The 15,276-nt window shown below is 38.7% G+C and carries 12 protein-coding genes; 2 read left to right on the top strand and 10 right to left on the bottom strand.

Features of this window, described 5'->3' with window-relative positions; genetic code table 11:
- Positions 1 to 180: 180 nt before the first annotated feature.
- The 7 genes from pyk to V6670_RS16895 form a co-directional block, all read right to left on the bottom strand.
- Positions 181 to 1,941: a pyruvate kinase gene (gene pyk / locus V6670_RS16865; protein WP_141904680.1), complete on the bottom strand. Its 1,761-nt coding sequence runs from the start codon at positions 1,939 to 1,941 to the stop codon at positions 181 to 183.
- Positions 1,942 to 1,967: 26 nt separating this feature from the next.
- Entirely contained in the window at positions 1,968 to 2,927 is a 960-nt protein-coding gene (pfkA, locus tag V6670_RS16870; protein ID WP_036118919.1) for a 6-phosphofructokinase, read from the bottom strand.
- Between the two features lie 323 nt (positions 2,928 to 3,250).
- Entirely contained in the window at positions 3,251 to 4,207 is a 957-nt protein-coding gene (locus V6670_RS16875; RefSeq protein WP_036118918.1) for an acetyl-CoA carboxylase carboxyltransferase subunit alpha, read from the bottom strand.
- The gene (gene accD / locus V6670_RS16880) at positions 4,200 to 5,057 is read right to left on the bottom strand and encodes an acetyl-CoA carboxylase, carboxyltransferase subunit beta (protein WP_141904679.1); all 858 of its coding nucleotides are present in this window, start codon (positions 5,055 to 5,057) and stop codon (positions 4,200 to 4,202) included. Before accD ends, V6670_RS16875 begins: the two co-directional genes overlap by 8 nt.
- A gap of 24 nt (positions 5,058 to 5,081) precedes the next feature.
- On the bottom strand, positions 5,082 to 5,723 hold the full coding sequence (locus V6670_RS16885) for a GntR family transcriptional regulator (RefSeq protein WP_141904678.1): 642 nt from the start codon (positions 5,721 to 5,723) through the stop codon (positions 5,082 to 5,084).
- Positions 5,724 to 5,854: 131 nt separating this feature from the next.
- Complete coding sequence (gene dnaE / locus V6670_RS16890; protein ID WP_338651720.1) at positions 5,855 to 8,917, bottom strand: DNA polymerase III subunit alpha; 3,063 nt, start codon at positions 8,915 to 8,917, stop codon at positions 5,855 to 5,857.
- 43 nt (positions 8,918 to 8,960) lie between these two features.
- Positions 8,961 to 9,905 carry a bifunctional oligoribonuclease/PAP phosphatase NrnA gene (locus tag V6670_RS16895; RefSeq protein ID WP_036118911.1) on the bottom strand — a complete coding sequence of 315 codons (945 nt, stop codon included), beginning with the start codon at positions 9,903 to 9,905 and terminating at the stop codon, positions 8,961 to 8,963.
- A gap of 90 nt (positions 9,906 to 9,995) precedes the next feature.
- On the opposite strand from V6670_RS16895, the gene V6670_RS16900 reads away from it, so the two are divergent.
- Positions 9,996 to 10,301, top strand: a complete 306-nt coding sequence (locus V6670_RS16900; protein WP_141904676.1) for a YtpI family protein — start codon at positions 9,996 to 9,998, stop codon at positions 10,299 to 10,301.
- Positions 10,302 to 10,361: 60 nt separating this feature from the next.
- Here the strand turns inward: V6670_RS16900 and V6670_RS16905 are convergent, their stop codons facing one another.
- Both V6670_RS16905 and V6670_RS16910 read right to left on the bottom strand, forming a co-directional pair.
- The gene (locus V6670_RS16905; protein WP_058843387.1) at positions 10,362 to 11,669 is read right to left on the bottom strand and encodes a DRTGG domain-containing protein; all 1,308 of its coding nucleotides are present in this window, start codon (positions 11,667 to 11,669) and stop codon (positions 10,362 to 10,364) included.
- A gap of 151 nt (positions 11,670 to 11,820) precedes the next feature.
- Positions 11,821 to 12,504 carry a metal-dependent hydrolase gene (locus V6670_RS16910; RefSeq protein WP_089934174.1) on the bottom strand — a complete coding sequence of 228 codons (684 nt, stop codon included), beginning with the start codon at positions 12,502 to 12,504 and terminating at the stop codon, positions 11,821 to 11,823.
- 233 nt (positions 12,505 to 12,737) lie between these two features.
- Here V6670_RS16910 and V6670_RS16915 point away from each other — a divergent pair, with 233 nt between their 5' ends.
- Positions 12,738 to 13,826, top strand: a complete 1,089-nt coding sequence (locus tag V6670_RS16915) for a Xaa-Pro peptidase family protein (protein ID WP_338651721.1) — start codon at positions 12,738 to 12,740, stop codon at positions 13,824 to 13,826.
- Positions 13,827 to 13,873: 47 nt separating this feature from the next.
- On the opposite strand, the gene ald is transcribed toward V6670_RS16915, so the two are convergent.
- The gene (ald, locus tag V6670_RS16920) at positions 13,874 to 14,989 is read right to left on the bottom strand and encodes an alanine dehydrogenase (RefSeq protein ID WP_141904674.1); all 1,116 of its coding nucleotides are present in this window, start codon (positions 14,987 to 14,989) and stop codon (positions 13,874 to 13,876) included.
- Positions 14,990 to 15,276: the final 287 nt, after the last annotated feature.

Genomic DNA, 15,276 nt, shown 5'->3' on the forward strand with positions numbered 1-15,276 from the left:
AAAGCTATACCTTTTATACGTTATTATAGCCCATTTAGTTTCATAAAAAAATGAATACCCTCATTCAAAGAGAATGTCTATTCCTTAGTATTGATAGAGAAAAGAAGTTACCACAAAATGTGTACAACCTTATTTAAAAGCTCTAGTACAAAAAATCGCACTAGAGCTTTTCGTTACTTGTTAAAGAACACTCGCATGTCCTTTGTAAATAACTCCTGTTTCAGCGTCCATTGTAATCTCTTGACCATGACGTATTAATGTTGTTGCTTCTTTTACGCCCACAATTACCGGAATACCAAGACTTAATCCAACAACTGCTGCGTGACTCGTTAGGCCACCTTCTTCAGTAATCAGACCAATACAATTTTCGATAGCTGGCATCATATCTCGGTCAGATCCAACTGTTACGAGGATGCATCCTTCTGTTTCGTAAGCGAGTGCCTCAGCAGCATTTTTAGCAACAACTGTTTTACCTACAACAGAGGCTTTGCCAATCCCTTGACCACGAGCTAGTAAATCTCCGATAATGTGTACTTTCATTAAGTTTGTTGTACCTGCTTCACCTACTGGCACACCTGCTGTAATGACAACAGCATCTCCGTGAGTAACGAACCCATGTTTCAAGCTTTCATCTACAGCTAGCTCTAAGATTTCATCTGTTGTTGTCACTCGTTGACAAACAATTGGATAGACACCCCATACTAATGTTAATGTATTGGCTGTATTTGGAGAGCCAGTCACTGCAACAATCTGCACTCCTGGTCGATATTTAGCGATCATTCTTGCTGTATTACCACTTTCAGTTGGTGCTAATACGGCTTTTACCCCTAAATTGATAGATGTATATGCTACTGCTTGAGAGATAGCCTCCGTCATATTCGCTTCTTTTTCACGACTACGGGCAGAAACAATTTTTCGATAATCTAACGAATTTTCAGTATGCTGTGCAATTTTATTCATTGTTTGAACTGATTCTACTGGATAAAGACCCGCAGCAGTTTCACCTGATAGCATGATGGCATCTGTTCCATCGATGATTGCGTTCGCTACATCACTTGCTTCTGCACGTGTTGGACGTGGGTTACGCTGCATAGAATCTAACATTTGTGTTGCCGTAATAACCGGTTTACCTACTTGATTACACTTTAAAATCAATTTCTTTTGAACAAGTGGTACTTCTTCTGCAGGAATTTCAACACCAAGATCTCCACGAGCAACCATTAATCCATCAGACACTAGGATGATTTCGTCGATATTATCGACACCCTCTTGGTTCTCGATTTTCGGGATAATTTGAATATGACTACCACCATTTTGTTCAAGCAATTCACGGATTTCAAGCACATCCTTTGCACGACGAACAAATGAAGCAGCAATAAAGTCTACACCTTGCTCAATACCGAATAGAATATCTTGCGCGTCTTTTTCTGTGATACCTGGTAGCTGTACAGAAACACCTGGTACATTTACACCTTTTTTATTTTTTAGGACGCCAGCATTTTCAACAATCGTATGAATTAAACCTTTTTCCAGATCAGTTGCTAATACGCGTAACTGAATAAGACCATCATCAAGTAAAATAATTGAGTTTTGCTCAACATCTTCAATTAAACGCTCATATGTGACAGAGAAGCTTGTCTCAGTACCTTCTACTTCAGTCATTGAAATATCAATCACTTGGCCTGCTGCTAAATGTAGCTCACCATTTTTCATATTATGTGTACGAATTTCAGGTCCTTTTGTATCAAGTAAAATTCCTACTGGTTTGTTTAACTTTTGTGCCACTTCACGAATTAATTGAATACGCCCTGCATGTTCTTCATGAGATCCGTGTGAAAAATTCAAGCGGGCTACATTCATACCTGCTTCCATTAATTTTTCTAAAGTTTCTGCCGACTCACTTGCAGGTCCGATTGTACATACGATTTTTGTTTTTCTCATTTTTGCCCACTCCGTTTTATAACAAATTATATTGATAGTTCTTTCATTAGTGTATAAAGGCTTACATCTGCCTCATGATTTTTTTCAAAAGCTTCTGGCATATCATAATCAATGACTTGGTGATTACGAATACCTACTGCTCGACCAGCCTTGCCTTCCATTAGCAATTCAACTGCATGTGCACCAAATTGACTTGCCAATACTCGGTCTCGTGCGGTCGGTGAACCGCCTCGTTGAATATGACCTAGCACTGAAACGCGTGTTTCTTTTCCTGTTTTTTCATTTAACAGCTTTGCCAGCTCACTGCCAGACATGACCCCTTCTGCTACAATAATGATGCTATGTTTTTTACCACGTGCAGCTCCACGGTCTAAGCGTGCTACAATATCATCTAAATTATAATCTTCCTCTGGAATTAAAACTGTTTCAGCACCAGCAGCAAGGCCTGCCCACAAGGCGATATCACCTGCATCACGCCCCATGACCTCAACAATGAAAGAATTTTCATGAGATGTAGCTGTATCTCGGATTTTATCGATGGATTCTACGACTGTATTAAGAGCCGTATCAAAACCGATTGTATATTCCGTTCCTGGAATATCATTGTCGATTGTTCCTGGCACACCTACAACAGGGAAACCTTTTTTCACTAAATCCATTGCACCTCGATAAGACCCGTCACCACCAATGACAACAAGTCCTTCAATTCCAGCAGCTCTTAAATTGTCAATACCTTGTTGTTGGATAGCATCCTCTTTAAACTCTGGACATCTGGCCGAATTTAAATGCGTACCACCACGCTGAATAATACCACCAACTGCACCTAAATCAAGTTCTTCCATATATCCTTTTATTAAGCCTTCATAACCATGCTTAATTCCGACAACATCAATTCCATGAAACGCTGCCTTACGAACGACCGCTCGAATAGCCGCGTTCATTCCAGGCGCATCTCCACCACTAGTTAATACAGCAATTTTTTTCATTGTCGAACCTCCTGCAGTTACTATTATTATTCACATTAACATGAAAAAACAAACTATGTAAGGGCTCTGAGGATACAAAAACATAACTTTTACATAAAAAATGAAAAGAATGCGCTTTCACACACTCTTCCCATTCCAAAACATCCTAAATCTAACATTTCTTCAAGAAGTCTGGCGTTTATCATGCGCTATTATCTTCTTTAATTTTTATAGCCTTTTAATATGTTAAGATACAAATTTTGTCTCTTTACGAGCAAATTTATACGCTTAGATTTTTTATACACGATCGTATAAGAGCATGCATTTGTTATGAACAACTATGTTTACGCTTCTGTATATTGTCCTATTTTTTTGAATTTTTCATAACGATCTTCAATTAATTGTTCTCCATTTAGAGAATTTAATGTATGAAGTGTGTCGCTAATGCATTCTTTAATAGAAAGAGCCTGTTTTGCCACATTGCGATGGGCACCACCGATTATTTCAGGAATAATGCCATCTATTACACCAAGTTCTTTTAAATCTGGTGCTGTAATGCGCATAGCTTCTGCCGCTTGCTTAGCAAGGCTACCATCACGCCATAGAATTGAAGCTGCGCCTTCAGGAGAAATAACGGAATATGTTGAGTTCTCTAGCATAAAGACACGGTTTGCTACACCTAGTGCTAGTGCACCACCACTTCCTCCTTCACCAATGACGATACTAATAACAGGTACAGTTAAGCCTGCCATTTCAACAAGATTTCTAGCAATTGCTTCACTTTGTCCTCGTTCTTCAGCAGCTTTACCTGGGTAAGCACCTTTTGTATCAATAAAACAAATAATCGGTCGCTTAAATTTTTCAGCTTGCTTCATCAAACGTAGAGCTTTACGATAGCCCTCTGGATGCGGCATACCAAAATTACGGCGTATATTTTCTTTTGTCGATTTACCACGCTGATGACCAATAATCGTTACTGGTTGCCCTTCAAAAATGGCAATCCCACCTAGAATAGCTGCATCGTCACCAAACGTACGGTCACCATGCAGTTCAATAAAATCTTCACACATCGCTTCAATATATTGTAAAGTTGTTGGTCTTTCTGGGTGTCTTGCTACCTGCACACGATCCCAAGGCTTCATATTGGCATAAATCGATTGCTCTAATTGCGATAAACGTGTTTCAAGCTTTTCGATTTCTCCTGACATATCTACATCTGCTTCAGCAGCAATTGTTTTTAATTCATCAATTTTCTCTCGTAATTGTACGACTGGTTCTTCAAATGCTAAATTTTTAGGCATGTTGGACGCCACCTTTCGTATGCATTTTTACAAGTAATGAAACTTGTTTACGTAAATCCTTGCGAGGGAAGATAGCATCAAGCTGACCATGCTCTAATAAAAATTCTGCTGTTTGGAAATCGCTTGGCAATTTTTCTCTTACTGTTTCTTCAATAACACGACGACCTGCAAAGCCAATTAATGCTTGTGGCTCGGCAATATTTATATCACCAACAGAAGCAAAGCTTGCGGAAACTCCACCCGTTGTTGGATGCGTTAAAATAGAAATGAACAATAAACCATGATCACTGTGACGCTTTAAAGCCACACTTGTTTTAGCCATCTGCATTAATGACAATACGCCCTCTTGCATACGAGCACCACCACTAGCAGTAAAGATGATAAATGGCACACCTAATGCTGTTGCCTTTTCTATTGCTCGCGTGATTTTTTCACCCACGACGGAGCCCATTGAACCCATGCGGAAATGAGAATCCATAATTGCTACGACGATTTCTTTGCCATCTAACGTTCCGACACCCGTTAGGACAGCCTCATTTAAACCTGTTTTCTCTTGGTCGGCTGAAATTTTTTCTACATAGGCTGGGAAATTAAGGGGATTACTTGTTTGTAAATGATCATCCATTGATTCGAATGAGCCTTCATCTAAAAAATAGTCCACACGCTCTTGTGCTGTCATTTTGAAATGGTGACTGCATTTTGTACATACTTTATAGTTTTTTTCTAATTCCTTTGTTAGTTGAATGTGACGACATTCAGGACATTTCGTCATTAACCCTTCTGGAAATGTCTTTTCTTGTCCGTCCTCTTTCTTTTTTCGATTACCACTAAATAAGCTGCGTATTGCCATGTTCGACTCCCCCTTTGTTGTTAGCTAAATGCTTTGTACAGTACTCATCCACTGTTCATAAGCTTTCAATGCTTCTTTTTCGTACCCAAGCTGCATTGATTTTAACATCGTTTGAATGATTAATTTTTCATCTTCTGTTGAGTTTCGATTTAAACGGTCGCCATCATAAGCTGCTAATTGAAACCAGATTTTTAAAGAAAGACGATTCCCTGTCGTAATCAATAACTCTCGTAAAATATCTCGACAATTAACCGCTCCCTCTATTTCTAGTTTCACAAAAAAACTATCCCACACAGGTAGTGTGCGAAGAATCTCTGTACAACTTATTACGCGGATTGCTTCCATTTCATGAATTTGTCGCGTTAATGCGACATCTTTCTTCGATTTTTCATCTTCTAATATAAACATCGACAGTACTTCTACAAGCTGATGCTTATGTGTGGACGCAAGAAAAGTACCACCACCGTGTCTTGTTTCAATAAGCCCTAGCAATTCTAAGCTTCGCAAAGCCTCTCTCACAGAGGATCGCCCGACACCTAGACGTTCTGATAGAACTCGTTCGGAGGGTAGTTTTTCACCTGCTTGGATTTTTTCCATTTTAATGAGTTGACGTAGTTGTTGGACGATTTCTAAAAACACTTTTTTTTGTTCGGTTTTTTTATCCATACGACTAACTCCCCTTATCAAAAAAGTGGTCTGACCACTTTTTAACGTTGATTCTAGCTTACAAAAGAACCGTTCAAAAGTAAAGGAAAAACTGCATAAAATTTATGCAGTTTCTATATTCTTGTTTCATTTCATATCTTTTTTGTCGCTTGTGCATGTTTTACTTTGATTTGTAGCTTACCAAAACGTCTCTCCAACACACCATCAATTACTAGCATCTCATCCTCTAGCAATAAATCCTGGACAAGTTGAAAAACTTGAGGGAATAATGTAATCGAAACAGCTCCATACTCATCCTGTAGTTGAACGAAAGCCATTTGCTCCCCTTTTTTTGTACGAATTTTTTTCACTTCTTCAATCATACCAATCATTTTTACGTAACTACCGTCACGAAGTTGCTTTAACTCACGACAAGTACTATTGACATCATGCCAGTGTAGTCTTTCTTGTGCAACTGGATGGGTAGAAATATAAAATCCTAAGCTTTCCTTCTCATGTACTAATTTTTCCTTTTGAGACATCTCTTCTGCCTGCATATATTTTGGCTTACCAAAACTAAGTGTCATAGCTGATGCGAGATCTATATCTTCAGTAGGTCTTAATAACTCCGCATGTTTTAAGGCTGCGTCTACTGTCATGAGAAGAACAGCCCTGTCCTTCTCAAGATAATCAAGCGCTCCAGCATAGATTAATGCTTCCATCACTTTAGCTTTAAAATGCTGTGCACTTAAGGCAACCGCCAAATCAAACATATTATTCAGTACTTCTGGACTTGTTTGACGTAGCGTATTCACTTTTTCTATCAGTGTATGGGGCACACCTTTGATGCCAGATAAGCTGTAGCGAATACCTTCATTTTCTACTGTAAAATACTTTGTACTGTTTTTTAAAGAAGGTGGATAAAATGGGATGCCTTTATCTTTTGCCTCATGGACAAGTTGTTGAATCTTATCGACATTACCTGTTGCATTAGATAATAACGCTGCATAAAAGCTTCGAGGGAAATGCGCCTTTAAATAGGCCATTTGATAGGAAATGACACTATAGGCAACCGCATGACTTTTAGGGAAACCATAATCCGCAAAACGCACAATCAGTTCATAGACTTCTTCCGCTACTTGCTGATCAAAGCCTTGCTGTAATGCCCCTTGAATAAATGCAGCACGTTGCTCCTCTAAAACTTGACGATCTTTTTTACTAACTGCACGGCGTAGTAAATCGGCTTGTCCCATTGTAAATCCTGCGAGAACTGAGGCAATTTTGATAATCTGCTCTTGATAGACAATTACACCAAATGTCTCTTGTAAAATAGGCTCTAACACTGGATGGGGCATCGTAACCATTTCTTTACCAGCTTTTCTTCTTGCATAGACCGGAATAAAATCCATTGGCCCTGGACGATAAAGTGCATTTATAGCTACAATATCTAAAAAGTTCGTAGGATGGATATCACGTAAAGCTTGTTTCATTCCGTCTGATTCTAATTGAAAAATCCCTAGTGTATCCCCTTTTTGTAAAAGTTGAAACGTCTTTTCATCATGCAGAGGGATTCGTTCAAATTCTATCCAAGGTCCTCCCGCTTTATAAATAGACCAACGTATTTGCTCTAAAATGGTGAGATTACGCAAGCCTAAAAAATCCATTTTGACGAGACCACACGCTTCAATATCCCCCATCGGCCATTGCGTACTATAAATACCATCATGCCCTTCTTCAATTGGTACCGTATTCACTAATGGCGAAGGGGCGATGACAATACCAGCTGCATGTGTAGAGGAATTTCTAGGCAGACCTTCTAATTTTAGCGCTACCTCGAACCATCGCTGATGCTTTTCATTGGCCGCAAGCCAGTTTTGAAAGTCATGTGAATCTGCCATAGCTCTTTGCAATGTAATACCAGGCTTATTTGGAATCATCTTCGAAATTTTTTCTAATGTCTCTGCCTCAAAACCAAAAACCCTTGCAACATCCCTCGCAACTGCCTTTGCAGACAGTGTGCCAAATGTAATAATTTGCGCAACATTGGCTTTGCCATATTTTTCGGCAACATACTGAATCACTTGATGTCTTTTACTATCAACAAAATCAATATCAATATCAGGTAAAGTAATTCTTTCAGGGTTTAAAAAACGTTCAAATAATAAACCATAGGCAAGTGGATCTACTTGTGTAATGGCGAGGCTATATGCCACAAGGGAACCTGCGGACGAACCACGACCAGGTCCAGTCAAAATGCGATTTTCTTTCGCATAGCGCATAAAATCCGCGACAACTAAAAAATAGTCAGCAAAGCCCATGGAACAAATAATTTCAAGCTCATATTGTAGCCGTTCCCGATAGGCTGTAGGTATCGTCATTTGCTGAAATCTTTCTTCTAATCCTGTAAATGCTTCCTTCATCAGCAAGCTTTCAGATGTTTCATCTACAGGTACAGGAAATTTAGGCATTTGCACAGACATTTCAGGTACAACAGCTTTACAGCTAGCAAGCATTTGTACACTTGCTTCAAGCCACTGTGGATGATCAGCAAACCAATTTTGCCATTCATCTGCTGTCGGTGCAAAATAGCCTTGCACATCGGCTGTTAGCATAGTGTTTCCTAGCTTATCACCTGTATCAATTGCTCTTGCTACTTCATAAGCAAAATGATCTTCTGGACGTAAAAAATAACAGCTTTGAGTGGCAACAAGCGGAATAGACTGTTCTTCGCACCAAATCACTATTTCTTCTTCATTCGCTGTTTTTACTCCATCTGGTCTAGCGATGCCCACATATAATTGCTGTTGAAATAGTTGAATTAAAGCAGTGACCGCAGTATGCCAATCCTCTAAATCTGCAAAATCATTTGTGGAAAGCAGAGCTATACAACCCGCTGCGTATCCCTCAAGCCACTTCCAAGGCAACACTTCGTCTTGTCTAATGGATATAGCACTACTAATCTTTAATAGCTGTTGATAGCCCTCCTGCGTTTGTGCATACAGAACAAGAGGGATGGTTTTCTCATGCCACTGTACGTTAACTGAAAGCCCAATGACAGCGTGGATACTTGCTTGCTGCAATGCTTTACAAAAAGGCAAAAGCCCGTACAATTTCGTATTAACGATTGCACAGGCCTGTGTCTTTTGCTCTTGTAAAAAAGGAATCAATTGCTCAAGCCGAATTGTGCTTTTCAATAAATCCGCGCTCGTATACATTTTCGTATATACATGTGTCAAATGAATCCCTTCCTTTTCTCTGTTAATGATACGCCTTACACATTTCTTGTAATCTTGAAATAACGTGGTCAGCTTCCTCCCATGAATAAGCTGTCGCACCAGATGCAAGCGGATGTCCTCCACCATTAAATTCTTTTGCTAATGTATTAATAACAGGTCCCTTCGAACGTAGACGTACTCGTATTTGATCTACTTCTTCAATGAAAACAACCCACGCGCATATCCCTTTGACACTGCCAAGGCAGCCTACTAATAAAGAGGCCTCAGATGGCACTGTATTATATTCTGCTAACAATTCCTTTGTTAGCTTTACATAGGCAGCCCCATGCTCATCCATTGTAAAGTTTTGATAAATATAGCCTTGTAAATTAAGTAGCTTTTGCTCCATTTCATACATACCATCAAAAATTTGATTTCGATCAAAATCATATGTAATCAGCTCTGAAGCCACTTTGAATGTTTTCGCTGTCGTGCTCGGGAACTGGAATCTTCCTGTATCCCCTACAATTCCTGCAAATAATAAGCGTGCAGCAGCATCTGTAAGTTGCCAGCTAGCAACTGCCTTGCCTTCTTCATACAATTCATAAATCATTTCACTGCATGAGCTTGCTGTCGTATCTACCCATAATAAGTCACCATATGCATCGTCATTTGGGTGGTGATCAATTTTTATCACCATTTTTCCTTTTGTATAGCGTTGATCGTCAACCCGCTCTGTATTGGCCGTGTCTGTGACAATCACTAAAGCATTGTCGTACATATCATCTGCTATTTCATCAGGCTGTGCCATAAATGATAAGGAAGCATCATGTTCACCAACAGCAAAGACCTTTTTCTCAGGGTAGTTGGCTAAAATAATCTCTTTTAAACCTTGCTGAGAACCATAAGCATCCGGATCTGGACGTACATGACGATGAATAATGATTGTTTCAAAGGCCTTAATTGTGTCGATGATTTGTCTTTTCACCTTAAATTCCTCCAAAATGATAGTAAGAACCGTTAGCATTTTTTTATAATTATCGTTACAATAATGTCTAGTTATGCTAGGAGGTTTACTATGCTCAATTTAATATTTGTATTTGCGATTATCATATCTTTTGTTTTTTATTTCTATTTTAAAACAAAACAATTCCGTTCTCCATTACCAATTGCTAAAAATTGGTATAAAAGTAAGGCGAATATCGGCTTTGGATCCTTCCTTGTGTTTTTCGGATTAAATCAAGCCTATTTATTCCCTACCCTATATACTTTTATTATTGTAGCAATTCTTGTCGTGCTAGGCATCTTAGTTATTATAGAAAATATAAAAAAGGCACGCCATTATGGGCAATTTGTTGAGGAAGAATTCCGCATTAATCAATAAATAATATATGTAACAAAGGGATGACCAAGCAATTGCGCTAGGCCATCCCTTTTTCAATACTTAACGTTCTAATAGTTGGAACATCATCATTGCCTTACCGACAAGCATTTGTTGATTATACACTTCGAAGTCCATTTTCACAAACTTACGACTCATGTCTAAAATGCGAGGCTTAACCGTAAGCGTACTTTCCATTTGAACCGGCTTAATAAAATAAATAGTCATATTCTCAGCCACTGCATCACCACGTTTACGGCGTTTTAAGGCAAATGAACCAACTTCAGCTAGTAAAGTTGTAAAAGCACCATATGAAATGGCCCCATATTGATTGGTCATTTGTGGTGTGACTTTAAACTCTACTATTAGTTCTTCATCACCCAGTACCTTCATCTCATTTTTCACTAAATCATCAATCGTTTCACCGTGCTGAGGCTGTCTTTGTGCTAATTGCAGAGCCTTAAGTACATCCTGACGACTAATAACACCTTGCAAAATATTGTCATCATCAACAATTGGTAAGAGATCGATCCCTTCCCAAATCATACGATGCCCAGCAGAAGCGACACTCATTTTCATGGAACCAGCAATCGGATTTTTTGTCATTACTTTTTCAACTAGCTCGTTCTCTTCACGACCAATAACGTCTTTTACGGTAATCATCCCGACTAATTTATTTTGATGTGTGACAACAGGAAATGCACCATGTGTTGTGCGTTCATTTAACTTATGAAAATGATGGATCGTTTCATCATTTTTTAAAGCAGCCGTGTCAGTCATTGGGACATAAATATCTTCGATAAATAAAATATCTTTTTTGATTAATTGGTCATAAATTGCTCGGTTAATCATTGTTGCTACTGTAAACGTATCATAGCTTGTTGAAATAATGGGTAAATCTAATGAATCCGCAAGTATTTTATTATCTTCCGTTGTATCAAAACCGCCAGTGATTAAAACTGCTGCACCTGCTCGAAGTGCATTTTCATGTGCCTTAATCCGGTTACCAACAATCAATAAGCTACCTGCATCTGTATAACGCATCATGTCTTCTAATTGCATTGCACCAATGACAAATTTCGTTAACGTTTTATGTAGACCCGATTTTCCACCTAAAACTTGGCCATCGACAATATTGACAATTTCTGCAAAAGTTAAGCGTTCAATATTTTCTTTCTTTTTTTTCTCAATGCGAATTGTTCCAACACGCTCAATCGAACTTACTAAGCGACGATTTTCCGCTTCCTTTATGGCACGATAAGCCGTCCCTTCACTCACTTGCATTTCTTTCGCTATTTGACGTACTGAAATTTTATCACCCACAGGTAGTGATTCGATGTATTGTAAAATTTTCTCATGTTTTGTAGACAAAATATCACCTATTTCCTAAGCTTCAATTCTGCTCTTAGTGTACCATATTTTTTATAAAAATATTTAATATAAAGTGATCAAATTGTTTAACTTCCCCATCATTTCAACTACCAGCGTGGTGTCAATTCATATAGTACAGCCCTGTCAACGATTAGAAACAGTTTACTTTTTCGCCAGCTTTCAAAATTTGAACCTCTGTATTTTGCACTAAATCTGCAAAAATTTGTGGATCCTGCTCGATTGGTGGGAATGTATTGTAATGAATTGGTACGACAATTTTCGGCTTTAAGAATGAAACCGCGCAAGCTGCATCCTCTGGTCCCATTGTAAAATTATCCCCAATCGGTAAAAATGCAATATCAATAGGGTGTCGTTCGCCAATTAATTTCATATCACTAAATAGAGCTGTATCACCTGCATGATAAATCGTTAATCCCTCAACAAATAATAAAACCCCTGCCGGCATACCCATATAAATTATTTCATTATTTTCTGTTACATAAGATGAACCGTGAAAGGCTTGTGTAAACTTCACCTTACCAAAGTCAAACTCCTTAGCACCACCAATATGCATTGGATGTGCTTTTACACCTTGCCAAGAGATCCAATTAGCTAATTCATTTGGGGCAATGACTAACGCATCTTTTTTCTTCGCTAGCTCCACTGTGTCCCCAACATGATCATTATGTCCATGTGTAAGTACAATAATATCTGGTGCTTCTCCTGCCACCGTTAAGTCTGTTTGCCCATTGCCATTAATAAAAGGGTCAATTAAAATTGTTTTCCCGTTTGTTTGAATTTTGACAACTGAATGTCCATGATAACTAATTTCCATTTTAAAATCCTCCTCGAAAACCAAATTACAGTTCATCATTTTAATTCGCTACTCATGCGCTTTTTCCCTTTTTTTGATATGCTTGTACAGAGAATAATCGTAGTGTTCTCTAACAGCCTTATACCCTGTTAGCGCGCAATTATTCAGTACTAGAAAAGGAACATCGACATTTCTTTATAGAGTCGACGCTTTTTTACGTAAAATTTCCCATGTACTAAAAGGAGGACATATTGATGTCAAAGGTCGAAGAAATCCAAAGTTATCTACAGCAACATCACATCGATGCAGCATTTGTAACAACACCTGACAATGTTTTTTACGTTTCAGGCTTTAAAAGTGATCCACATGAAAGATTACTAGGAGTCATGATTTTTAAAGATGCCGAGCCTTTTCTAATTTGTCCACAAATGGAGATTCCAGATGCGAAGGCAGCAGGTTGGTCTTATGAGGTAATCGGCCATCAGGATACTGAAAACTCGATGGACGTTCTTGCGCAAGCAATCATTTCACGCCAAGTTAATCCGACTACGTTTGCTATTGAAAAAGCGCAACTAATCGTCGAGCGTTTAGAAGCTTTACAGCAATCATTCCCACAGGCTAACTTTGTTCGCCTTGATGAAAAGATTAATGCTATGCGCGTCATCAAAGATGAGACTGAATTAGAAAAATTACGTAAGGCTGCGGAGCTAGCAGATTATGCAATTGAAATCGGTTGTAAGGAGATCGCTGAAGGGAAAACAGAAATGGAAATTCTAACAGCGATTGAAAGTGCTATTCAAGATAAAGGTTGCAAAATGTCCTTTGAAACAATGGTATTAAGTGGTCCAAAAACGGCCTCTCCTCACGGTAAGCCAGGTGCACGTAAAATTGAAAAAGGGGATATGGTATTATTTGACCTTGGGGTTATTTACGATGGCTATTGCTCAGATATTACGCGTACTGTTGCCTTTGGGGAGCCTAGTGAAGCACAGAAGGAAATTTATCACGCTGTTTTAGCTGCTAATACAAATGCTGTCGCAGCTGTAAAACCAGGTATTCGTGCGATGGACTTAGATAAAATTGCACGTGATACTATCACAGAAGCTGGCTATGGTGAATATTTCACTCACCGTCTTGGTCATGGCCTTGGGATTTCTGTGCATGAATTCCCATCCGTTACAGGTGCAAATGAAATGACGATGGAAGAAGGCATGGTCTTTACAATTGAGCCAGGGATTTATAAATCAGATGTGACAGGTGTACGCATTGAGGATGATGTAGTCGTAACGAAAGATGGCGTTGAAGTATTAACAAAATTCCCGAAAGATTTAATTGTTCTATAATTACACACAAAAAAGGAAGCGACTAGTGTAGCGCTTCCTTTTTTGATTTATTGAATTAACTCATCCACCTCAACAAATGGAAGACCTTGTGAATCTGCCACTGCTTTATAGACTAGTTGTCCATCTAATGTATTCACACCTTTTTTCAGTGCCGCATTATCTAGGCAAGCTTGTTTATAGCCTTTGTTTGCAATTTGCAGTGCATATGGAATTGTATTATTTGTTAAAGCAATTGTTGATGTGCGCGGTACTGCTCCTGGCATATTTGCTACTGCATAATGTACTACGCCATGTTTCACGTATGTTGGGTCATCATGAGTTGTCACACGATCAGACGAAGCAAAAATGCCACCTTGGTCAATCGCAATATCGACTACAACAGAGCCAGCTTGCATTGACTGAATCATTTCTTCAGATACAAGTTTCGGTGCTTTTGCGCCTGGTATTAACACCGCACCAATGACTAAATCTGAATCTTTCACTGATTCTGCAATATTATAAGGATTTGAAATTAATGTTTGAACATCACGACCAAACAGGTCTTCTAATTGACGTAAACGTTCTGGGCTTAAATCGATTACTGTCACATCCGCACCCATGCCAACAGCGATTTTTGCAGCATTTGTTCCTGCAATACCACCACCGATTATTGTCACCTTGCCACGCTGCACACCTGAAACGCCACCTAATAAAATACCTTTACCAGCATGGTTTCTTTCTAAGAACTGCGCACCGATTTGCGTAGCCATTTTACCAGCTACTTCACTCATAGGCGTTAACAATGGTAATGAACCGTTTGCTAATTGCACTGTTTCGTAGGCAATACCTACAACCTTTTTATTTAAAAGTGCCTGAGTTAATTCAACCTCTGGCGCTAAGTGTAAATACGTAAATAAAATTTGACCTTCATAGAAATAATCATATTCAGAAGCTACAGGCTCTTTTACCTTCATGATCATTTCTTGTGACCATGCTTCTTTAGCAGTTTGAACAATATAAGCTCCTGCTGCAATGTAATCAGCATCCGTAAAGCTTGACCCTAAGCCTGCTCCAGTTTCAATGTATACCTCATGACCTGCGTGTGTTAAAGTTACAACTCCTGCTGGTGTCATGGCTACACGGTTCTCATTGTTTTTAATTTCCTTTGGAATACCAATCTTCATTGTTTCCTATCCCCTTCCATAGCATAAAAAATAAGCATCATTATTATGTAACTAAGAATTGATGCACCCCTTGCCATTCCATATTACCAAACAAATGCAAAAAAAGCTTTAACTAAAGCAAATACAAATAAAATTTCTAACATTTACAAAATACTAAATATTTAAACGATGAATAATGGTCTAAATTATTATATTTGAAAACTAAAAAGACGGCTATAACAGTTGCTAACGAAGTAAATATATCCACAAGTTCTACCTATCAAAAGGCGTTTACACGCTGTAAATAG

It is taken from the genome of Lysinibacillus sp. Y5S-8, assembly GCF_036894365.1.
Lineage (GTDB): Bacteria > Bacillota > Bacilli > Bacillales_A > Planococcaceae > Lysinibacillus > Lysinibacillus fusiformis_D.